General features: G+C 31.3%; 21 protein-coding genes. 12 read left to right on the top strand and 9 right to left on the bottom strand.

Annotated elements, in window-relative coordinates; translation table 11 throughout:
• Positions 1-353, top strand: a 353-nt coding sequence (locus ACWI69_RS04320; RefSeq protein WP_448820623.1) for an RNA-guided endonuclease InsQ/TnpB family protein, incomplete at its 5' end; no start/stop codon positions are given.
• A 103-nt stretch (positions 354-456) separates the two neighbouring features.
• On the opposite strand, the gene ACWI69_RS04315 is transcribed toward ACWI69_RS04320, so the two are convergent.
• The 4 genes from ACWI69_RS04315 to ACWI69_RS04300 all read right to left on the bottom strand — a co-directional run bounded on the left by ACWI69_RS04315 (position 457) and on the right by ACWI69_RS04300 (position 4,480).
• On the bottom strand, positions 457-1,275 hold the full coding sequence (locus tag ACWI69_RS04315; protein ID WP_448820622.1) for a carbohydrate ABC transporter permease: 819 nt from the start codon (positions 1,273-1,275) through the stop codon (positions 457-459).
• 9 nt (positions 1,276-1,284) lie between these two features.
• Positions 1,285-2,166, bottom strand: coding sequence for a carbohydrate ABC transporter permease (locus tag ACWI69_RS04310; RefSeq protein WP_448820621.1), 882 nt, complete (start codon positions 2,164-2,166; stop codon positions 1,285-1,287).
• A 2-nt stretch (positions 2,167-2,168) separates the two neighbouring features.
• Positions 2,169-3,431 carry an ABC transporter substrate-binding protein gene (locus tag ACWI69_RS04305; protein ID WP_448820620.1) on the bottom strand — a complete coding sequence of 421 codons (1,263 nt, stop codon included), beginning with the start codon at positions 3,429-3,431 and terminating at the stop codon, positions 2,169-2,171.
• 77 nt (positions 3,432-3,508) lie between these two features.
• A complete protein-coding gene (locus ACWI69_RS04300) occupies positions 3,509-4,480 on the bottom strand; it encodes a LacI family DNA-binding transcriptional regulator (RefSeq protein ID WP_448820619.1) in 972 nt (323 codons plus the stop codon).
• A 159-nt stretch (positions 4,481-4,639) separates the two neighbouring features.
• Here ACWI69_RS04300 and ACWI69_RS04295 point away from each other — a divergent pair, with 159 nt between their 5' ends.
• From ACWI69_RS04295 to ACWI69_RS04280, 4 genes are all read left to right on the top strand, one after another.
• On the top strand, positions 4,640-5,908 hold the full coding sequence (locus ACWI69_RS04295; RefSeq protein WP_448820618.1) for a Gfo/Idh/MocA family protein: 1,269 nt from the start codon (positions 4,640-4,642) through the stop codon (positions 5,906-5,908).
• Positions 5,909-6,156: 248 nt separating this feature from the next.
• Complete coding sequence (locus ACWI69_RS04290; protein ID WP_448820617.1) at positions 6,157-7,035, top strand: Rpn family recombination-promoting nuclease/putative transposase; 879 nt, start codon at positions 6,157-6,159, stop codon at positions 7,033-7,035.
• Positions 7,036-7,232: 197 nt separating this feature from the next.
• Positions 7,233-8,477 (top strand): AAA family ATPase, encoded by a 1,245-nt coding sequence (locus ACWI69_RS04285; RefSeq protein WP_448820616.1) that lies wholly within the window; start codon positions 7,233-7,235, stop codon positions 8,475-8,477.
• Between the two features lie 2 nt (positions 8,478-8,479).
• Positions 8,480-9,154, top strand: coding sequence for an RloB family protein (locus tag ACWI69_RS04280; protein ID WP_448820615.1), 675 nt, complete (start codon positions 8,480-8,482; stop codon positions 9,152-9,154).
• A gap of 175 nt (positions 9,155-9,329) precedes the next feature.
• On the opposite strand, the gene ACWI69_RS04275 is transcribed toward ACWI69_RS04280, so the two are convergent.
• Positions 9,330-10,208, bottom strand: coding sequence for a hypothetical protein (locus tag ACWI69_RS04275; protein ID WP_448820614.1), 879 nt, complete (start codon positions 10,206-10,208; stop codon positions 9,330-9,332).
• Between the two features lie 253 nt (positions 10,209-10,461).
• Between ACWI69_RS04275 and ACWI69_RS04270 the strand changes: the two genes are divergently transcribed.
• The 5 genes from ACWI69_RS04270 to pepV are packed head-to-tail and all read left to right on the top strand — an operon-like array spanning position 10,462 to position 14,762.
• Positions 10,462-10,785 (top strand): PTS lactose/cellobiose transporter subunit IIA, encoded by a 324-nt coding sequence (locus ACWI69_RS04270; protein WP_448820613.1) that lies wholly within the window; start codon positions 10,462-10,464, stop codon positions 10,783-10,785.
• 2 nt (positions 10,786-10,787) lie between these two features.
• Positions 10,788-11,744 carry a N(4)-(beta-N-acetylglucosaminyl)-L-asparaginase gene (locus tag ACWI69_RS04265; protein ID WP_448820612.1) on the top strand — a complete coding sequence of 319 codons (957 nt, stop codon included), beginning with the start codon at positions 10,788-10,790 and terminating at the stop codon, positions 11,742-11,744.
• Between the two features lie 3 nt (positions 11,745-11,747).
• A complete protein-coding gene (locus tag ACWI69_RS04260) occupies positions 11,748-13,049 on the top strand; it encodes a PTS sugar transporter subunit IIC (RefSeq protein WP_448820611.1) in 1,302 nt (433 codons plus the stop codon).
• Complete coding sequence (locus ACWI69_RS04255) at positions 13,049-13,357, top strand: PTS sugar transporter subunit IIB (protein WP_185892015.1); 309 nt, start codon at positions 13,049-13,051, stop codon at positions 13,355-13,357. Before ACWI69_RS04260 ends, ACWI69_RS04255 begins: the two co-directional genes overlap by 1 nt.
• Before the next feature lies 1 nt (position 13,358).
• Positions 13,359-14,762, top strand: a complete 1,404-nt coding sequence (gene pepV / locus ACWI69_RS04250; protein ID WP_448820610.1) for a dipeptidase PepV — start codon at positions 13,359-13,361, stop codon at positions 14,760-14,762.
• A 58-nt stretch (positions 14,763-14,820) separates the two neighbouring features.
• Here the strand turns inward: pepV and ACWI69_RS04245 are convergent, their stop codons facing one another.
• Complete coding sequence (locus tag ACWI69_RS04245) at positions 14,821-16,332, bottom strand: ABC transporter substrate-binding protein (protein ID WP_448820609.1); 1,512 nt, start codon at positions 16,330-16,332, stop codon at positions 14,821-14,823.
• 295 nt (positions 16,333-16,627) lie between these two features.
• Here ACWI69_RS04245 and ACWI69_RS04240 point away from each other — a divergent pair, with 295 nt between their 5' ends.
• On the top strand, positions 16,628-17,218 hold the full coding sequence (locus tag ACWI69_RS04240) for a sigma-70 family RNA polymerase sigma factor (protein ID WP_448820608.1): 591 nt from the start codon (positions 16,628-16,630) through the stop codon (positions 17,216-17,218).
• Between the two features lie 50 nt (positions 17,219-17,268).
• Here ACWI69_RS04240 and ACWI69_RS04235 read toward each other — a convergent pair whose 3' ends face one another.
• Both ACWI69_RS04235 and ACWI69_RS04230 read right to left on the bottom strand, forming a co-directional pair.
• A complete protein-coding gene (locus tag ACWI69_RS04235; protein ID WP_448820607.1) occupies positions 17,269-18,546 on the bottom strand; it encodes an ArsB/NhaD family transporter in 1,278 nt (425 codons plus the stop codon).
• 17 nt (positions 18,547-18,563) lie between these two features.
• Positions 18,564-19,487 carry a CBS domain-containing protein gene (locus ACWI69_RS04230; RefSeq protein WP_448820606.1) on the bottom strand — a complete coding sequence of 308 codons (924 nt, stop codon included), beginning with the start codon at positions 19,485-19,487 and terminating at the stop codon, positions 18,564-18,566.
• Between the two features lie 185 nt (positions 19,488-19,672).
• Between ACWI69_RS04230 and ACWI69_RS04225 the strand changes: the two genes are divergently transcribed.
• Positions 19,673-19,990 carry a hypothetical protein gene (locus tag ACWI69_RS04225; RefSeq protein ID WP_448820605.1) on the top strand — a complete coding sequence of 106 codons (318 nt, stop codon included), beginning with the start codon at positions 19,673-19,675 and terminating at the stop codon, positions 19,988-19,990.
• A 75-nt stretch (positions 19,991-20,065) separates the two neighbouring features.
• Here ACWI69_RS04225 and ACWI69_RS04220 read toward each other — a convergent pair whose 3' ends face one another.
• Positions 20,066-21,460, bottom strand: a complete 1,395-nt coding sequence (locus tag ACWI69_RS04220; RefSeq protein ID WP_448820604.1) for a hypothetical protein — start codon at positions 21,458-21,460, stop codon at positions 20,066-20,068.
• Positions 21,461-21,546 lie beyond the last annotated feature (86 nt).

Below are 21,546 nucleotides of genomic sequence, written 5' to 3'. Positions count from 1 at the left end.
TACACAAGTTATCACACGAACTTGTAACTAAGTACAACGCGATAATACTTGAAGACCTTAATATGAAAGGTATGGGTCAAGCATTAAACTTTGGCAAATCTGTTGCTGACAATGGGTGGGGAATGTTTACAACTATGCTTCAATACAAATCAATGTTTTTAGGTAAACAAACAATTAAAATCGACAAGTGGTTTCCATCATCAAAAACTTGTTCATTTTGTGGTTCAGTAAAAACTGAATTACCACTATCTTCAAGAATCTATAAATGTGATGAATGTAACTCAGAGATAGACAGAGATCTAAATGCAAGTATAAATATTCGTGAGGTTGGTAGAGAACTACTAGCCTATTAAAATATATATCAGGGTAGGAACTACCCGCAGAACGTGATTAATATATCCGACATGAGTCAGATACTTCCCACGAAGCCCCGCCATCTATTAGGGCGGTGGTAGTTCACTTAATTCCAGTTGAAGCCATTCCTTCAATAAATTTCTTTTGGAATATTATAAACATAATCAGCATAGGTAAAACTCCCAAAAGAGCTCCAGCCATAGCTAAAGGATAATCCGTTCCATGCTGTCCAGATAGTGCTGCAAGACCAGCAGATAGTGTCATCTTATCTGTTGAAGTATTTACAATAAGAGGCCACATAAGTTGATTCCAGCTAGCAAGAGCTGTTATTATAATCAAAGCTACAATACCGGGTTTAACAAGAGGTAGCATAATTTTATAATAGATTTGAAAATGATTACATCCATCTATAACAGCAGCTTCTTCAAGTTCTTTGGGGAGAGTCATAAAAAATTGTCTCATTAAAAAAGTTCCAAAAGAACTGAATAATCCGGGGAGAATAAGACCACTCAGGGTATTTAATAAGCCCAATTTTTGAATAATTATGTACTGTGGAAGCAAAAATATTTGTCCAGGTACCATTAAAACAGCTAAAAGTAATATAAATATTGTATTTCTAAATGGAAATTCAATTCTGGCAAAGGCATACGCTGCCATAGAGCAGAATATAATCTGTCCAATTGTTCTAACCACTGTATAAACAGTTGTGTTGTAATAGAACTTTATAAAAGGCATAGTAGCCATAACATCTTCATAGTTGCTCCATTTGAATTTAGAAGGAAATATAATTGGTGGAACTTGTATAGTCTCTCCTAAAGTTTTAACGGAGGTTAAAAACATCCAGATAAAAAGGATTAAGGTAAATATAACCCCTGTTATAAGAATAATGTGTAAAAAAACTTTTCCTTTTTTGTCATCCATTTTTTCCTCCTAATAATTAACTAGCTTTTTTTGTAGTTTAAGTTGAACCCAAGTAAACGCCATGATAATAACAAATAAAACTACAGCAATAGCTGCTGCATAACCTCTTTCAGACATCTGGAAAGCATTTGTATAGAAGAAGTAAACAATTGTCATACTGCTTTCAAAAGCTGGGTTAGTTCGGGTTACCATCATAAAAACTAAGTCAAATATTTGAAATGAACTAATAAAAGACATTACTGTAACAAAAAACAGTGATGGGCTCAATAGCGGTAAAGTTATCTTGAAAAAACAAGTAAAGGGACCAGCACCATCTATTTTAGCAGCTTCATAATACATTTTAGGGATACCTTGCAGTCCAGCAAGAAGTATAACCATGTTATATCCAATGTTTGACCAAATAGCCACGACTATAATTGCATATAAAGCTGTTTTAGGATCTGATAACCAAGCTCTAGATTCAACTCCAAAGTTACCTAAAAACTGATTTAAAATACCAAACTCCTTATTGTACATCCACCTCCAAACCATAGCAACAGCCGTAGGCATTGTAACAGCGGGTAAAAAATATAAAACTCTATAGATGGTAAGACCTTTAATCTTATTGTTTAACATTGCTGCAACTAACGTGGAGCAAGTTACACCTAGGGGAACAGAGAATAAAACATATATAAAGGTATTTTTTAAGGCTCGGTACATCTTAGGGTCATACATCAACTTTTCATAGTTTTTAAAACCAATATATTTGAATTGTCCAAAAGCACCAAGGTTAGTCAGACTAAAATATATATTTTGAAAAAATGGAAATATATAGAAAATTCCAATTCCAAGAACTAAGGGGGCAATTAGAAGATACGCCCACATATAATTTTGAAGCTTATCTTTTCTCATGATTAAGCTTCCTCTTTTAAGATAGCATTCATTTTCTCATTTATAATTTCACACGCTTGTTCAGGTGTTAACTCTCCCATCCAAACCTTGTTAAGATATTCATTCATAACATCTTCCCATTTACCAGTATTTAAAGATGCAGGGTACTCAATTCCATTAGGTAACATCTTAGAATAACCATGTAAATTTAGGTTAGGGTATGAATCTGCCCAAATCTCTTGAGATTCAATATAAGCAGGAATCACTATACCGCTTTTAGCCTGAATATCATGAGAATCCTTACTAGATAGATATGTCACTAATTTTTTAGCCTCTTCAGGATACTTAGTTTGAGAGTAGATAGCATATCCAAGTCCATGAATAACAGCGGCATCTTTATTTTTTAAAGGTAATTTTGCTAAATCAACTTTATCCTTTATAATTTCGTTTTTCATATACTGTTTAACCATCCAAGAACCAGAGTATGTCATAGCAACTTTTTGAGATTGGAAAAGATCAGAAGCTTTAGTATCTGCAATCTCTCCAAGACTAGGGATAACTTTTTCATCAATAAGTTGTTTTATCTCTTTTACTGCAGCTATGGTATTTGGGTCAGAGAAACCACTAGTTTTCTTATCTGAAGAGATTACTCTTCCTCCAAATTGAGATATTATTTCATAGTAATCCTCTTGACCAGAAAAACCAAGTGCTAGACCATAGTTTCCAGTTCTGTTTTTTATCTCTTTGGCAGTTGTAACCATATCTTCCCATGTCCAGTTATCATTAGGGTACTCCAGCTGTAAAGAATCGAAAATATCTCTATTATACCAAAGAGCAGTTGTATCTATATCTTTTGGAGCAGCCATAAGTTTATTATCGTAAGTATACATTTTAACCATGCCCTCAGGAAAAGCTTCTGTATTTATAGCTTTAGTATCTGCCAAATCTTGAATAGGAAGAATCATATTCGCTTTGGCATATTTTGTAAAATTCGGAGCATTAATCCAGAAAACGTCTTGAAGTTGTCCACCAGTGGCAGCAGTTTCCAGTTTAGTCCAATATTGCGAGAATGGAGTGATTTCTACAACAACTTTAACACCTGGATTTTCCTTTTCGAAATCACTAATCATACCTTCAATAACAGGCTTTTGGTTGGCATCCCAAAGAGCAAGTTTTAAAGTTTTTTCTTTGTTAGAAGTAGTAGGTTTATCTTTGTCTTCACTACCACAACCGATAAAAGATGTTAAAAGACCTAAGCTCAATAGTGATAAAATAATTTTTTTCATAATACCCCCTTAAAAAATTGCATACGTATTCATACTAATTTGATAAAATATACCCCACGGAATTTTATTTGTCAAATTTATTTCAAACTACTATTTCGTATTTCAATGCCCGGAGATAGTTGAAGTGTTTTTTTAAGATTTCCATTACCCAAAACAATTTCGATACCAGCTTTAATCATCTCTTCTGTAGGTTGAGTAATACTTGTAATATTAAGAAGCTTAGAAACAATGGTGTTATCAAATCCAACCAAAGCGATATCTTCAGGAATTTTATAACCAACCGTATTGGCTTTTTTCATAAATAAACAAGCCACCTCGTCATTGGATGCGATATAAGCCGTACAAGGAAGTTTTTTTTGTGTTAAAACTGTTTCAATATCCTCTTCAGAAAGTGTTATTGTGTCGATTTTAATAAAAAATTCAGGTTTAAAATTTAGGTTATACTCTTTTAACTTTCCTTTCACACCATCAAGTTTGGGACTATATTTTTTGTAGTTTCCCCCGATATAACCAATATTTTTATGACCTTGATCAATAAGGTGCTGACAGGCAATCTCTCCGCCTTCAACAAGGGAAGTTGTGACGTAGTTATGCCCAGGGAACTCCTCGTTTAAAGCTACAAAGGGCACATTAGTGCTCTCTAGAAAATCAAGGTTTTTTTCGTCCACAGGGGCGATAAGTATCCCCTCCACATTTCGAGCGAGCATCATTTTTATATGTTCTAATTCGAGGTTGGCATTTTTTTCAGAGTTCATAACAAGAACGCTATACCCCTTTTCTCTAGCTAATTTTTCTGCGTATTTAATCATATCTAGATAGTAGTAGTTGGAGAAACTAAAAACAATTAGACCTAAAATCTTGCTACCTACACCTCTCATAGTTTTGGCATTTTCATTTGGAATGAATTTATATTTATCAATAAAGTGTTGAATCTTTTCTCTCACTTCAGGTTTAACTTTCTCTGGTTGATTGATAGCCCTTGACACTGTGGCTTGAGATACGCCAACTAAATTAGCAATCTCTGTCATAGTCATTCGTTTATTTTTCATGTATCCTCCCAATTAATCTAAACTGTATATAAAAAATGATACTCTAAAAAATTATTATAAGCAAATTTTTATGAAAAAAATTTGACAATTTTTAAAATCTGTACTATACTCACATTAAAAATTAATGTATACGTATACAAAATTAAAAGGGGGATATTTATGTTAAAAATTGGTGTAATTGGAGCAGGAAATAGAGGGAAGGATGTGTATGCTAATTTTATCTTAAAAAATAGTGATGAAGCAGAGATTGTAGCTGTAGCAGAACCAAATCCTATAAAAAGAGATCAGATGATAAAAGCTCATGGAATTTTACCAGAGTACGTATTTAATACTTGGGAAGATTTTTTGGAAAAAGATAGATTTTGTGATGCTGTAATTTTAGCAACAGGTGATGATATGCACTTTGAGCCTATGGAACTTGCTATGAAAAAAGGATATGATATTCTTCTTGAAAAACCGATGTCAAATAAAGCTGAAGAGTGTATAAAAATAGTTAAGATGGCTGAAAAATATGGAGTCAAAGTAATGGTTTGCCATGTACTTAGATACACACCATTTTTTAGTAAATTAAAAGAGTTAATAGACAGTGGAGTAATTGGGGAGGTTGTGGATATACAGCACAATGAAAATATAGGAAACTTCCATTTTGCACACAGTTTTGTGAGAGGTAACTGGAGAAACTCAGATGAAACAAGTCCTCTTATTTTACAAAAAAGTTGCCATGATTTAGATATTCTTTCTTGGCTTTTAAATGGAAATCCTTGTAAAAAAATAGCTTCTTTTGGAAACTTAAGACATTTTAGAAAAGAGAATGCTCCAGAGGGGGCAGCGGATAGATGTCTAGATTGTAAACATATAGATAGCTGTATATACTCTCCTAAAAAAATATATTATAACAATATTGGAGCATGGCCAACTTTAGTTGCTAGTGAAATACAGACAGAGGAAGCTCTAACAAAATCATTAGAGCATAATCAGTATGGAAGATGTGTCTATAAATGTGATAATAATGTTGTAGATAATATGGTTTCTATAATTGAGTTTGAAAATGGGGTAAATGTAACTTTTAATCTTTGTGCCTTTACAGATGAGGTTTGTAGAACTATAAAAATTATGGGAACTAAAGGGGAGATAAGAGGAAATGATGAAAAAAATCATATAGAGGTCTATGAGTTTGGAAAAGGTGATGGGCGTTTTGCTAATGGAAGAAAAACTGAGATTATTCCAGATGTTCTAGAAGGTGGACATGGAGGAGGAGACACAGGGCTTATGAATGATTTCATAAATCTTTGTTTGGGAAGACAGGAGGATTCAAGAACTAATCCAAGAACATCTTTAGAAAGCCATATAATGGCATTTGCAGCAGAGGATTCAAGAGTTAATGGAAATGTTGTTTATATGGATGAATATTTGAATAGATTTAATTAGAATGAGAGGGCTAACTGACGGGGGCTGTATAGAGTTGTAGACAAATGGCTATTGTAATATTTGATAGCCATTTTAATTTGGGATTAATCAAAAAGAATGCTGATTCCTCTATTAGAGACAGGTAGGTAAACAAGTGAATATAAAATATTGTTTTTTAAATGAGAAAATAACATAAGTATGGGAGTAATATATTGATATTATATAGATATCAAGGTATAATAAAAAGAAAGGTTAAGAGGTGATGTAGTATGTGTACTCAATTATTTGATCCAAAAATTGATTATGTTTTTAAAAATATTTTTGGTTCTGAAAAACATCCAAGAATATTGATATCTTTTTTAAATGCTTGTATAAAGCCTAAAGATCCCATTGTAGAGGTTAGGCTAAAGAACACAGAAATAACTAAGGAATATGTAGAAAATAGCTTTTCAAGACTAGATATACTGGCTAAAACAAGCACAGGTGAACTAATCAATATTGAAATGCAAAGAGCGGATGAGCGTAATATGGTAAAAAGAAGTTTATATTACTGGAGTAAAACATACATCAGCGAATATACTGGAAAAGGTGCTTATGCAAATTTGCCAAGAACAATATGTATAAATGTATTGGATTTCATTTTATTAGATGAAGAGAAATTTCATAATAAATATTTAATTCAAAATGCAAGTAATAATAATTTATTGACAGATACCTTAGAACTTCATTTTATAGAGATACCTAAAATGAAAGATATAGATGAAACAGATTTATTAAGCATTTGGGTAGGATTCTTAGAGGATCCAAACAATGAGAAGGTAATATCTTTAGAGAGGAGAGTTGAAGAACTTCAAGAAGCTAAAGAGGAACTTGCAAGAATAAGTAGAGATCCAAAGGAAGCAGAAAACTATCGTATGCGTGAAAATGCAAGGAATGATAGATTAAATGCTTTATTATCAGCAGAAAAAGAGGGAATTCAACAAGGAATTCAGCAGGGAATTCAGCAGGGAATTCAAGAAGGATTAACAGAGGGAGAAAGAAAAGCAAAGTTAGAAATTGCAAAATCATCTTTAAAAAATGGATTAAGTATTGAGATAATCTCTCAAATAACAGGTTTATCTTTAGAAGAAATAAAAAATCTTCGGTAGAAGAGCTATAGATGTAAACTATTTTATCCATGATGATATTATATAAAATTATGAATGAAAAAGAAAAGCAGCTCACGTTATTTTGTGAGCTGCTATTTTTTTTATAATTTCTGTATACAATAAAAAATGAGAAATTTTCTCATTTTTCTTTATTTTTAAAGAAAAAAATGGTATTCTTTAATTAAGAGGTGATGATAATGTTAATGCAATTTAATTGTAAAAATTTCAAGTCATATAGAGATGAGTTCTCTTTAGATATGAGTGCAACATCGATAACTGAGCATTCTGATCATGTTGTTTTATTAAATAAAGGAGCAGTAACTGAAAAACTATTGAAAGTTGCAGCTATTTATGGTGCTAATGCTAGTGGTAAATCAAATGTTTTAGAAGCTTTAGAGCATATGAAATTTTTAGTGAAAACATCTTTTACAGATGCGAGTAAAAGAAAAGTTATTCCACTTAAAAGATTTAGTTTTGATGAAGAAAGCAAAAATTCAACTTCAATTTTTGAAGTTTATTTTATATACAAAGAGGAACAATATCAATATGGATTCTCTTTAGATAACAGTAAAATTTTTGAAGAGTGGCTCTATAAAAGAGATTTTCGTATGAAAGAAAAATACACCCTTATATTTGAAAGAGAGTTCCAAGAATATAGTTTAAATGACAGTTTAAAAGATTATTTACCACTTTTAAATACTCTAAGTCCTCAGACATTATTACTTTCATTTTTATCTAATATTAAGCTTTCTGATATAAATAATGTTTATGATTGGTTTTCTGAAACAAATATTATAAATTTTGGGGATCCTCTAAGAGATATGATGGCTCATAAAATACTGCCACAAGAGTGTTTTGATGAGAAAGAGAATAAAAATGAATTTAAAAAATATCTAAATTCTATAGATGTGGGAATTGAAGAAATAAAAGTGGAAGAGATTCCTGATTCAAAAGATGAAGATGGAAATGCAACTTATAAAGTTTTCTCAATCTACACTAACAATGAGACTAAGCAACCAGAATCATTAAATTTATCTGAAGAATCTCATGGAACTTTAAAGATGATTACTTTATACGGACCGATTAAAAATGCTTTAAAGAATGGAGCTACCTTATTAATAGATGAGATGGATGCTAAGTTACATCCTCTTTTGACTAAGTATGTTGTTAATATCTTTTTTAATAAGGAGATTAATAAAAAAAATGCTCAATTAATTTTTACAACTCATGATGTTGTTAATTTAACAAAGGAACTATTTAGAAGAGATGAAATATGGTTTGTTGAGAAAAATGAAAAAAATGAATCTAGTCTTTACTCTCTTATTGAATATAGATTAGATAATACAAAGATTAGAAAGGATGCTAGTTATAACAAGGATTATCTATATGGAAGATATGGAGCTGTTCCTATTTTAAAAGAATTTGGAATGGGAGGTGAATAACTTTGGGGTCTGATGATTTACATAAAAAAAGAGTTAGAGGAAGAAAAGTAAGAAAAGAAGCAGTTAGAGATTTGATTCCTTATAGAATTTTAATTGTATGTGAAGGAGAGAAAACAGAACCAGGTTATTTTAAAACATTAAAAGATTTACTAGAAGTAAAATTTAGAGATTTAGTTGATTTAAAAAAGGTAAATCTTAAAGAGCTTATAGAGATTGATGGAAGTGGAAAAAATACGAAGTCTTTAGTTAGGCATACTCTGAGATTAAAAGCGCAAGCTTCTATTCCTTTTGGCCATGTGTGGTGTGTGTTTGATAAAGATTCATTTACAAACGAGCAGTTTAATTCAGCAATAATCAACGCAGAAAAAGAGGATATCGAAGTAGCTTGGTCTAACGAGGCTATTGAGCTTTGGTTTTTACTCCATTTTGAATATATCTCAACAGGGATAACAAGATATCAATATATAGATAAGTTAAACTATATTTTTAAAAGTATTGGATTAGGTAAATATGAAAAAAATATGGATGGAATTTACAATATCTTAAAAGAATATGGATCTCAAGATTTTGCAATTGGAAATGCTAAAAGATTATTAAAAGATGGATTTAATTATGCTGATATGAAGCCAGCTACTACAGTTTATAAATTAATTGAGTTGTTAGAAGGACTATTATGAATAAAGTATATTAATTTGTTAATTATATGAGGGAATTATGATTATTAATTTTACAGCGGAAGATAAACAAAATATAAAAAGATTTCAAGGCGAATTTACCTTTAGAAGAAATAAAAAGCCTTATTTAGGTGTTTTTATGAAAAACCGCCCTTTATTAGGGCGGTGGCAGTTCACTCTAGCTTTCATTAAGATTTTCAAATATCTCAATAATTGTTGGCAAGTCTTTTTTATATAAGATTTTAAATGTAAACTCTTTATAGGTGTAGATTAAAGTTTCATCATTTTTTATATTGTATATTTTAACTAAAAGTTTTGAGTTGAAATGGTAGTTAGAGATATATGATGTATCCCCTTTGAGTCTTTTATAGATTTCCATAAGTTCATTATGAAGCTCAAAAAGATTTTTAAAAGTCTTAGTCAAAGTAAAAATAGGTTTAACTACATTCTTTTCGGGACAGTCATAGTTTTTTATAATTTTAATTCCTAAAATTTTAGCACTTTTATACTCTCCAATCTTATCTTTTTCATATTTGATATTTAACTCTCCAATAGTTGTAAGATCCTTAAAAATAGGTTTTAAAAGGTTTTTTTCAATATCATAGAATCTATCATAAGTTTCTTGAATCTCTAAGATATTCCTTAAAGTTTCCATTGAGATATTTAAAATGTTTTTTTCATTATTTAAAATCTCTTGATAAAATCTATACGAGTATCTCTCCTTAAAATTAAGTATTTTTTGAATTTTTTCATCTAGTATATGTGATGAAAACTCAAAAGTTATATAATCTTTCTCAAGAGAGTAGCTATTTAAAATATTAAATCTTTTTTTTAAATTTGAATTCAAATCATTAATAACTATATTTTTAGAAAAAAATTTAAATAAAAGTTTTTCCAACTCTAGAACTTTTGGTTCCTCTTTAATTTCAAATATTTTATAAAGTGTTTCCAAGTGAATAGTAACTGAGTTACTAGTAATATCAACTGATTTTAAAAAATCCCTCTCTTTTTTACTCAGTTTTTTAGAAAATTCAATAAAAATATTTTTATTTTCCATTCTGAACTCCTTTTTTGAACTTCTTTCTCTAATTAAAAAAATTTTTTCTAATATGAAATATAATAATTTTAGACGATATAAATAAAATTATTATATCGTTATATATATAATAGCTTATAAAAAGATTAAAATCAATGATTTATATATAAAAAAAGGATATTATTAACGAAATACGCACTGAAAAAATGTAGTTTGACCTATAAAAAGAATTAGTATAGAGTTAGAGCATAAAATAGATTATGGGAGGTTTTTTATGGATATCGAAGCGATAGCAATGGCCATAGTAGGAAATGCGGGAGAGAGTAGAGCTCTATCCTATGAGGCTTTGAGGGAAGCTAAAAAGGGGGAGTTTGAAAAAGCTAAAAAATTATTGGATGAAGCAAAAGAGAGAATGTATGCGGCACATAGTGTACAAACTGAGCTTATATGCAATGAAGCAGATGGAAAGGGTGTAGAGATAAATCTACTTATGATTCATGCACAAGATCATCTTATGAATGCAATATTAGCTAGAGAGTTAGTAGAAGAGCTAATTGAAGTACATAAAGAATTGAAAGAGTTAAAAGGAGAAAAATAGCCATGAGAAAAAAATGGGGTATGATAGCGACTTGGAGAATGGCTTCTGAAGGAGTGACTTTAGGTTCAGAGATATTAAAAAATGGTGGAAAATGTCAGGATGCGTTAGAGGAAGCAGTTAAATTTGTGGAGGATTATCCTTTTTATAAATCTGTAGGATACGGCGGACTTCCAAATGAGGAGTGTGAAGTTGAGTTAGATGCGGCATTTATGGATGGAAAAACTCTTTCGATAGGAGCAGTAGCTTCAATAAAGGATTTTAAAAATCCAATATCTATAGCCAGAAAACTTAGTGCAGATAGATATAATATTTTTTTGGTGGGAGCTGGAGCAGAATCATATGCACATAAAAATGGTTTTGTGAGACAAAATATGTTGACAGAGAGAGCTAAAAAAACTTGGGAGTTAAGGGTTAAAGAGATACAGGAAAAGAATCTTTCTCCATATGATGGGCATGATACTGTTTGTATGATAGCCTTGGATAAAGATGAGGATATGGCTGTGGCAACTTCAACAAGTGGGCTTTTTATGAAGAAGAAGGGAAGAGTTGGGGATTCGCCAGTTTCAGGATCAGGTTTTTATGTTGATAATGAGATTGGAGGAGCGGCAGCAACGGGTCTTGGAGAGGATATAATGAAAGGGTGTCTATCCTATGAAGTAGTTCAGAGGATGAAAAAGGGAGAACATCCAATGGAAGCAGCTCAAAAAGCTGTAGATGAGTTTTCTGAAACTTTAAGAAAAAGAAGAGGAAAAGCTGGAGAGATATCTATCGTAGCTATGAACAATAGAGGTGAATGGGGAATAGGAACAAATGTTGAGTTCACATTCTGTGTTGGAACCGAGACAGAAGAACCTCAAGTCTATATATCAACTCCTCAAGAAAATGGAGAGATTAAGATAGAGGTGGCATCTGAGGAGTATATGAGAGCATACAAAGAAAAAATTCAAAGGGGGATTTAATAAATGTCAAAAGTAATTGAGATTTTAGAGGAAAAGCTAGTTCCAGTAGCAGCTTGGATTGGAAGAAATAAACACATCAATGGAATTAGAAGAGCATTCGTTTTAATGATGCCTCTTTTAATGATTGGATCTATATTTTTAATGATATCAGCATTTCCGTTGCCAGCCTATCAAAAGTTTATGTTAGAAACATTTGGGGGTAATTGGAAAAATGTGATAGATATTCCTGTGAGTGCGACATTTTCACTGGTTGGGGTTTACGTGGCATTTTTAGTTGCTCAGCAGTTGGCTAATCAGTTTCAGCTTGACAGTGTGGCAGTTGGACTTTTGTCTTTAGCTTCATTTTTGATTCTGACTCCACTGTCTAAAGTTGAAGGTATGGGTTCTGTTTTAAGTTTTAATTGGCTTGGAAGTAAGGGAATGTTTATAGCTATGGTAATAGGAATAATCACAGCTAACATCTTCAGATTTTTTGTGAATAAAAAAATTCTTATTAAAATGCCAGATGGAGTGCCACCTGAAGTTATAAAATCATTTGAAGCATTGATTCCGGGAACAGTTATATTGTCGTTAGCACTACTTTTAAGAATAGCAATGATGAATACTGAGTATGGAACAATCCATGATTTTGTATATAAAGTTTTAGCGATGCCACTTAGAGCTTTAGGGACATCATTTTTAGGTTCACTATTGACGGTGTTCTCAATATCAATACTATGGTCAGTTGGTATAAATAGTGGATCTATGGTAAATGGATTTGTAAGACCTTTCTGGCTTGAGAATCAAGTTGAAAATATCAATGCACTGAAGGAGGGGCTACCACTACCACACGTTGTTACAGAGCAATTCTTTGATATGATCTGGATGGGTGGAGCTGGAGCAACTTTATCACTGCTTTTAGCCATAGGTCTTTTTGCAAAGAGTAAACATATAAAAAGTGTTGGAGCAATCAGTGCTGTGCCGGGGATATTCAATATAAATGAACCGATTCTGTTTGGAATGCCAATAATATTAAATCCGATTATGTTAATACCATTTAATATAATTCCTTTGGTGTTTGTTACAACTCAATATGTAGCAATGACGATTGGAATTGTAAGCAGACCACTTGGAGTAGCATTTCCATGGCCTACACCAGCAATAATTAGTGGATTTTTAACAGTTGGAGATATGTCAGGAGCTATCATTCAAATAGTTAATTTAATACTGGGTGCACTGATATATCTACCATTTTTAAGAATATTAGATAAAGCAAGTAAATATGAAGAGGATACAGTTGAAGAGTTTGAAAAGGAGGCAAAATAATGAAAAAAATATTACTACTTTGTTCAGCAGGGATGTCAACAAGTATAGTTGTTAAAAAGATGTTAGAATCAGCGGAGAAAAGGGGGATACCGGTAGAGATAAAAGCTGTCGGACTGGAGATGTTCCAAGAGAACTTGGATAAATATGATACATTTTTACTAGGACCTCAAGTTAAGTTTAGAAAAGATGAACTGAATAAAATAGCTCAAGAGGTTGGAAAGAAAGTTGAAGTTATAAATATGATGGACTATGGAATGATGAAAGGGGATAAAATATTAGATTTTGCTCTTTCATTGATAGAGGAGTAGTTTGAATACTAGAAAAACTCTAGAGCACTATATAGATGAACATTTTCAAGATACTTTAAAAGATATCCAAAAAATTGTTAGAATTAAAACTGTAAAAGAGGAGAGCACCGCTGGTGCTCCCTTTGGTTTAGGATTGAAAAAGGGACTGGAAGAAACGTTAAATATAGCAAAAGCTCTAGGGTTTAAAACTGTAAATTTAGATAATTATATTGGTTACGCTGAGTTTGGAGAGGGAGAGGAGTATATCGGTATTTTAGGTCATATAGATGTGGTACCAGAGGGAGAACATTCTAAGTGGAGTGTTCCACCATACAGTGGAGAGATAGTGGGAAAAAATATGATTTCAAGGGGTGCTTTAGATAATAAAGGGCCGATTATTTCAGCGCTACACTCAATGAAAGCTCTAAAAGAGTGCGTTCCAAGTTTTAATCATAGAGTTAGAATAATATTTGGAACAAATGAAGAGAGTGGAGATGAGGATATTAAATACTATCTATCTAAAGAAAAGTCTCCAAAATATGCTTTTACTCCAGATGGACAGTTTCCAGTTGTATTTTCAGAAAAAGGAATCTATACATTCTCTTTTAAAGATAGCTTTATAAAAGAAAACACTTCAATATTAGATATAGTTGGAGGAACAAGATCAAATGTAGTTCCTGAAGAGGCCAAGGTGTTTTTAAAAAAAGATTTATCTGAAAAGGTTTTAAAAGAGTTGGAAAGTTTTAAAGATACACCATGTAAATTTGAAGTTTTAGAGAAAGAAAACTATTTAGAGGTTATATGCAAGGGAATACCAGCTCATGCAAGTTCTCCCCAAAGAGGGATAAATCCAATAACATGGTTATTCAGATTCTTAAATGGAGTTATACCGGAAAAAGATTCATTAAAAAGATTTGTTGACTTTATGGATAAAGTTGTCGGTGTGGAAACTGATGGAAGTGGACTAAATATAAGAGCTGAGAATGAAGAAACTGGGGATTTAACTTTAAGCTGTGGAATTGTAAGGATAGTGGAGAAAAAAGATTCCTCAATATACGTTAAATTTAATGTCAGATATCCTGTGACTACTAGTGAAAACCAATTGGATACTACATTGAATAAAATGGGAAAAGATAGTGGTATAGAGTTTGTAAAAGAGAATCACAATGCACCTCTATATTTTCCTAAGGAACATCCATTGGTTGAAAAACTTCAAGACGTTTTTAAAGAGGTAACAGGTAGAAATGATGAGCCTGTGGCTTTAGGAGGGGGAACATATGCAAAGCTTATGCCAAATACAGTTGCATTTGGACCTAATTTTAAGGAGTTCAAGGGAAATCCTCATGGTTTTGATGAAAAAATGGATATAGATATGCTAAAGCAAGGGATGTTGATGTACGCATTGGGAGTTTTGAAATTAATGTAAGAATAAAAAAACTACCTTATATATAATATAGGGTAGTTTTTTACTATATTTAAGAGGATTAAAATGACAATTTATAGAAAGTAGGATTGTTTATAGGAGACTGAACAAATCCTTTAACTTCCTCTCTAATACCAGCACTTGCAGGCATAAAGTAGATCGGTAAAACAGGCACCTCTTCATTCATAATGTGTTGTGCTTGAGCGTATAATTCAGATCTTTTGTTGGAATCTAGCTCAATTTTTCCTTTATCTAAAAGAGCATCAAAATCAGGGTTATCAAAGAAACTTCTATTTCCAGAAGAACCTTTCATGCTACTGTGAAGAACAGAACCAATACCATAATCAGCATCTCCAGATGAGTTTGACCATCCTAACATAAATAGGTCACTCTTTCCTGTTCCAGTTTCATTTAAAAATGCAGCCCACTCTAAAATTTCAATTTTTATATTTATTCCAATATCTTTTAATTGGGCTTGAATAATTTCAGCCATCTGTTTTCTAAGTTCATTGTTACTTGTAACTAAAGTTAAAGTTAGATTGTCGTAACCAGACTCCTCTAAAAGTTTCTTAGCTTCATCAGGATTATATTCAAATGGTGTAGTTTCTTTAGAGTACCCAACCACTCCAGGTCCTAGGATACTGTTGGCCTTTTCTACAGCTCCACTTAAAACAGATTCAATGATTATATCTCTATTGATTCCCATTGCGATAGCTTTTCTAACGTTTTTATCTTGAAGAGCCCCCTTACTCGTGTTGATACCTAAATAACCTACTCCAAGAGAGCTAATCTCTTCAACTCGAATATCTTTTCTATCGCTAAGAATTTTTCTACCGATAGAGTCAATATCCCCTGTGATGTGATGTTCTCCAGTTTCAATAGCAATAACTCTACTATTTTCCTCTGGGATAGGTCTAACTTCTACAATATCAATGGCAGGGTTTCCTCTGAAGTATTCACTATTTTTTTTAAGCGTCATGTGTGACCCGGGCTTCCATTCTACTAAAGAGTATGCTCCAGTCCCCAAAGGAGTATGGTTAGCATCTTTTGTAGTTTCATAATAATTTTTATTTAAAATAGAAGCTGTTATATGTGTTAGGTGGTGTATCAATGAACCAGATGGAGCCGAAGTTTTAACAATAGCAGTATATTTATCAGGAGTTTCCACAGTGTCTATTGCAGAATATAGAGTTCCAACTTTAGATGATTTTTTAGCATTTTCTAAAGTATACTTTACATCTTCAGAAGTTAATTCCTCCCCATTTTGAAATTTAACCCCTTTTCTTAAAGTAAATTTTAACTCAGTGGGTGAAATTTGTTCCCAACTCTCAGCTAATCCGGGAACTATATTTAAGTTTTCATCTGTTTCAATAAGTCTATCAAAAATATTCGCAATGATTCTTCTAGAATATACATCCGTTGCTTCATGAGGGTGAAGAGTTGTAGACTCACTACTTTGAGTATAGATCAATTTACTTTCTTTAGGTGCTACGGCTTGTTTCTCAGATTCTTTCTGTTTTCCACAACTGATAAAAAGTGTAACTAAAACTAATAATCCCAATATTTTTTTCATAGACCACTCCCCTTATTATTTGATTATTTTACTTAGACTATCAAAAAAAAATAGCTGTGTCAAATTTTATTTTCAAAATACTATTAAAATGAAAAAAAAGAACCAAAAGTAATATATATCCATATTATTGTATATTTCAAAGAATATGAAGGGAAAAGAAAAAATGGAACGTTTAAAATAAAAAAAATATATGGTATTATTCTTTATAGCTTAAGGCGATTAAAAATTTTGACAACTTATAGATGAGCTAAATTTTACTTTTTTTACCGTTAAATAGTTAAGGGGGCAGACTAATATGGATGAAAGAGATGTAATGTTAGCAAAAAGTGGTGATGATGAAGCAATGGAAAAGGTTTTCTTGAGATATAAGAATGATATTTTGAGAAATAGTAAAAACTTTTTCATAAAAGGTGGAGACGTTGATGATTTGCTTCAAGAGGGATACATAGGTCTTATGAAAGCAGTAAAATCGTATGACGAAACAAGAGAGGTTTGTTTTAGTACTTTTGCAAATCTATGTATAAAAAGGCAGATTATTACTGCTGTGAAATCTTCAAATTCAAATAGAAATCAAAAGTTAAATACGTCGATAATTGGAGATAAAGATGTCAATTTAGATGATTTAGTACAATATACAAAACCGTCTGTAAATTTCTATTCACCAGAAGATATCCTTATAGGAAAAGAGTTAGTAAAAATGTTAGGAGAGTTTTTAGATAGTACTTTAACTCCCTTGGAAAAGAAAGTTTTTTTCTATACTTGCAAACAGTATAAGTATAATGAAATTGCGGAATTATTGGGCGAACCAACTAAAAAAATAGATAATGCAATTCAACGAGTGAGAAAAAAGATTTTAGGGTACCTATCGGAGTACACTAAAGATTGATATTTAAGAATAAAAAAAGACTAACTATAAAAGCTAGTCTTTTTTTTTGTTTACATATATCTTAATTTTAAGTATATTCCTGCTACAATTAAAGTCTGTACAGCTATCAATGTACCAAATTTTAAGAATTTTACAAACTCTATTTTACATCCTGATTTTCTTGCCACTCCAACTGCTACTACGTTTGTTGCAGAACCAAGAATAGATATGTTTCCACCTAGACATGAACCAAAAGACAATGCCCACCAAAGAGCTTCTGTATGAACACCTTTAAATGTGGGAGCCATGACATCTATAATTTTTGAAACAGTTGCAGCGTTGGTAACATTTCCTATCACAGATGTGAATAGAGCTGATAAAGTCATAATAGACATAGTTGCAAACTCAAAATTTCCCTTAGTTACTGCAATCATTTTATCACTGACCATATCGATTACATTTATTTTTTCGATTCCCAATACCATCATAAACAATCCAATAAAGAAGAACAGCGTATCCCATTCTACGTGCTTAAATACATCTGCTGGCTTTCTTTTAGCTAATGTTACAAGTAAAAACGCTCCACTTAAAGAGATTATAGCCAGTCCTTTATTTATAAAGTTATTTAGTATGAATCCCAAGATAACCAGTGCAAATATTGTTCCCGCTTCTCTTAAAAGCTTTTTGTCTTTCAAACTTCTGCTAGGATTCATCTCCATGATTCTAGCTTTTAGCTCCGTAGAAACGTGGAAGTCTTTTCCATAGATGAAGTATACGTTAACTAGTAGTATTATCATTGATAGTATCGCAACTGGGGATGTATTGAATAAAAATTCATTAAATCCTAGTCCACTTTCATGACCTATAATCAGTTGTGTAGGGTCTCCAATCAATGTTGCTGTACCACCTATATTTGCCGCCATTATCTCTGTTATTACAAAAGGGAATGAATTTAATTTTAATTCTCCCGCTAACAGTATCGATATAGGTGCCATCAATAGAATTGTTGTTACGTTATCTAAAAACGCTGAGCAAATAGCAGTTACTATCGCTAGAAAAACTATAAGCAAAAAGGGTTCTCCTCTAACAAATTTTGCCAATGTGATAGCAAACCACTGGAATACACCTGTTTCAGATATAAGGTGAACTATAATCATCATACCAACTAATAAAAACAAAATTTCTAATCTACTTGCTATAGCGTGTAGTGCTTGTTCTTCATTAAAGATACCGACCATTGACATAGCTAGTCCACCTAGCATTGTTGCCCATGCTCCTGGAACTTTCTCTGTAATGATACAGTAGAACACGGCTATAAAAATACCAAGCCCTAATATTAAGCTTAACATAAATCTTCACTTCCTTCTTATATATGTAATATTTTTCTTATAATATCTGATCTTAATATAATTCCTAGATACTTTCCATTATCAACAACATATATTCTAGTAACACCACGATTCATAAATAAATATGATACTTCCATCAATGAAGCTTCTTTGTCTACCGTTACGACACCCTCTTTTCTATATAACTCTTCAATCGTTGCTGTTTTTTCATTGATTAGGTAGTTTTCAAATGGTTCTCCCACAGTCATGAAGTTTAAATCACTCAAAATGGTTGTATATTTAGGCATCCCGAAAGCTATTAACTCTCTTTCAGTGATTTCTCCCAAAAAATTATTGTGTTTATCTACCACAGGAATTCCACTGACTTTTTCCATTACAATAACTTTGGCAATATCTTCCAGTGTGTTAGTTTCCTTAACTGGCTTAGGTATATTGGTCATTAAATCTTCTGCTGTAATATTGTGATCTATTTCAATATTTGCAGCATCTAATATTTTTATAATTTCAACTGGATTTTTTTCTTTGATTATTCGCTCCAAAATAGCTTTGTTTTTTATAGCTAATTTAGAGATACCAGACATTATTTTTAATATTTTCTTACCTTTTAAGACGTCAGCTATTACAAGTATAACTATTTTTAACTCTTCCTCTTTATTATCGATAGTTTTTACAACAACTGGTTTTTCTGGGAATCCAATTGCCACTAAAATATCATTGTAATGTTCTAGTCTTGCGTGTGGGACTGCAACCCCATATCCTAAATATGTAGATGCTTCTTCCTCTCTTTTTAAAACAGCCTTTTTCATAATCTCTTTTTCATTTTTTAATGACTTGTTATTTTCAACAAGTTGATCTAAAAGATTTTCTACCAATTCATTGATATTATTTCCTTTTATGTTTGGAATAATTACTTTTTCAGATAGATAGCTAGACAGCTTCATTTGGGACACCTCCGTTTTTTTACACTCATTTAACTTTTGTTCATTTTTAGTATAGCATATTTTTTCAAAAAGTAAATACCTGTTGAATAAAGAGTCAACTTTTTTTCTATGCTTTGAAGGAACTTTTCTTTTTTTGTGGTATAATATGTTATCGAAAAAACTTGTTTTAAAAGGAGAGATTAATTATGAAAAAATTATTAGCTATGTTAGCTCTATCTTTGGCAATGGTGGCGTGTGGAGAAAAACAAGATACAACTCCAGATTATCCAAATCCCCCTGTACAAACTACAGATCTTGCTCAACCAGCTCAAAATACAAATAACACTAGTCAGCCGGTTGAAGCTATTGAAGAAACTGTTGTAGAGGAAGTTACTCCAGCTACTCCTAAAGAGATTAAATCTGCTGAGGGAGCTTCAGATAAGCCTCCAGTTCAAGCAGTCGAAGAGACTATAGAGGAGCAAGTTCAAGCGATTGTTCCCCCTGTGACTAAGCCTGCTCAATAATTTAATTTTTTAATGACTTATAGAGTTTATTATTTGATAAAAGCCCTCAATTTGCTGAGGGCTTTTGATTTTTTGCTAGGAATTACTCAATCTATTTAATCCATTCAATAAAGCGTGGTTTTCTAAGATATTGTGGACATTGATGGTATTATAATATTCGACAACTTCCACATTGGGAATAGTGTTGCTATCGCTGATAATGATATCGTAGTCCTTATGTTTATAGATAATATTTTTTTTATGAAGAAAGGTTGCTTCAATATCAAAATCTATATTAGGATGAAATTTTTTTAAAGATTTTTTGAATATAATCTGATCTGCTGAACCAACTTCATTGAAAAGTAAAAGTACATTTTTTATATTGAAAAAGTTTTCATCTATAAGTATTCTCCTAATAACATCTACAATCATAAATTTGTCTACTAAATACAGATCGTATGAGAATCTTTTTAGAATTTCGTTTAAAGAGTCTAAAATAATTTTGTGTGGTTTGTTAAAGAAAACATTGATTAGTTTTACAATTTTATTGTCATATTTAAAAAACGAAAGATATAATTTGTTGAATAGCATTCTCTCAAGATCTTCATTTGAAATTTTTATTTGAAATTTTTTCTTTATAGAATCAATTATATTGAGACATTTATTTTTTACTTCATCTTCAAATATATTTTCTTCATAATAAAGAGATGTTAAAAAATGGGCAAGTTGATTTTTAAACTCACTACCAAAATCATTTCCAAATAAGTTGATGTTTTTTTCAATATCTTTAAATTTATCTAATGTTAAATTGGATTCATTAATAAAATTAAAACCTCCAAAGATATTCATACAGACCTCTAAAGAACAGATAAAAGAAAGAAGATAGTAGTTTATAGAGATACCTGAGTTTCTTAGTATAGGATAAAGTTGCATCAGCCTTTGTTTTGTATCAAAGTTTTTAATAGAATTTAAAAGATCTTTTCTTACAGGTACAAGAATATCCTCTTCAATAAAAAATTTAATAAGTTTTTTATAAAATAGTTCTTTATCTTTTTGAGAAAGAGTTTTTAGCACAAGTCCTTTTCCATGGCAGTATTCATAAGTGGTACCATTTTTTAAAAATTCATCCTTAACCACTTGAAAAATTCTAAGAATAGTACTTCGTGAAATTTCCAAAATTTCTTTTTCTTTTTCTAAGTTTAAAAAACCAGTAGAGATAAACTTAATAAAAAGATAGTCTACTTTTTCATCAGTGGTTAAAATAGTAAAGTTTTCAAATAAAAATTTCAATTCTTGTTGGTTTAATTTAAAAAAATAAAAGTTTTCATCTTTTGAAATAATAGGTAAATTAATTGAAGATAAAAAATCATTAAGTTGTGAAATTGTTTTTACAATGGAACTTTTTTCTACGTTTAAATACAGTTGCATATCTTCTATAGACATCTCTGTTTGAGATAAAACCTTTAAAATATTAGCAGCTGTTGTATTCATTAAATCACCCCCGACCTCAATAGTTTATCATATATAGAAATTTATTAAAATAATAAATTTTATTATTTATATCAAAAAATTTTTGA

The sequence above is a fragment of the Cetobacterium sp. genome (genome assembly GCF_977044495.1).
Note: the sequence above shows the minus strand (reverse complement) of the source record. Positions and strands in the feature narration are given on the sequence as shown.

Bases quoted from the DNA above. Each gene is read 5' to 3' on its own strand.
- ACWI69_RS04310 (WP_448820621.1), bottom strand. From the start codon at position 2,166: ATGAGAAAAGATAAGCTTCAAAATTATATGTGGGCGTATCTTCTAATT.
- ACWI69_RS04315 (WP_448820622.1), bottom strand. From the start codon at position 1,275: ATGGATGACAAAAAAGGAAAAGTTTTTTTACACATTATTCTTATAACA.
- ACWI69_RS04295 (WP_448820618.1), top strand. From the start codon at position 4,640: ATGTTAAAAATTGGTGTAATTGGAGCAGGAAATAGAGGGAAGGATGTG.
- ACWI69_RS04255 (WP_185892015.1), top strand. From the start codon at position 13,049: ATGAAAAAAATATTACTACTTTGTTCAGCAGGGATGTCAACAAGTATA.
- ACWI69_RS04285 (WP_448820616.1), top strand. From the start codon at position 7,233: ATGTTAATGCAATTTAATTGTAAAAATTTCAAGTCATATAGAGATGAG.
- ACWI69_RS04300 (WP_448820619.1), bottom strand. From the start codon at position 4,480: ATGAAAAATAAACGAATGACTATGACAGAGATTGCTAATTTAGTTGGC.
- ACWI69_RS04230 (WP_448820606.1), bottom strand. From the start codon at position 19,487: ATGAAGCTGTCTAGCTATCTATCTGAAAAAGTAATTATTCCAAACATA.
- ACWI69_RS04275 (WP_448820614.1), bottom strand. From the start codon at position 10,208: ATGGAAAATAAAAATATTTTTATTGAATTTTCTAAAAAACTGAGTAAA.
- ACWI69_RS04290 (WP_448820617.1), top strand. From the start codon at position 6,157: ATGTGTACTCAATTATTTGATCCAAAAATTGATTATGTTTTTAAAAAT.
- ACWI69_RS04265 (WP_448820612.1), top strand. From the start codon at position 10,788: ATGAGAAAAAAATGGGGTATGATAGCGACTTGGAGAATGGCTTCTGAA.
- ACWI69_RS04240 (WP_448820608.1), top strand. From the start codon at position 16,628: ATGGATGAAAGAGATGTAATGTTAGCAAAAAGTGGTGATGATGAAGCA.
- ACWI69_RS04245 (WP_448820609.1), bottom strand. From the start codon at position 16,332: ATGAAAAAAATATTGGGATTATTAGTTTTAGTTACACTTTTTATCAGT.
- ACWI69_RS04220 (WP_448820604.1), bottom strand. From the start codon at position 21,460: ATGAATACAACAGCTGCTAATATTTTAAAGGTTTTATCTCAAACAGAG.
- ACWI69_RS04305 (WP_448820620.1), bottom strand. From the start codon at position 3,431: ATGAAAAAAATTATTTTATCACTATTGAGCTTAGGTCTTTTAACATCT.
- ACWI69_RS04225 (WP_448820605.1), top strand. From the start codon at position 19,673: ATGAAAAAATTATTAGCTATGTTAGCTCTATCTTTGGCAATGGTGGCG.
- ACWI69_RS04235 (WP_448820607.1), bottom strand. From the start codon at position 18,546: ATGTTAAGCTTAATATTAGGGCTTGGTATTTTTATAGCCGTGTTCTAC.
- ACWI69_RS04260 (WP_448820611.1), top strand. From the start codon at position 11,748: ATGTCAAAAGTAATTGAGATTTTAGAGGAAAAGCTAGTTCCAGTAGCA.
- ACWI69_RS04270 (WP_448820613.1), top strand. From the start codon at position 10,462: ATGGATATCGAAGCGATAGCAATGGCCATAGTAGGAAATGCGGGAGAG.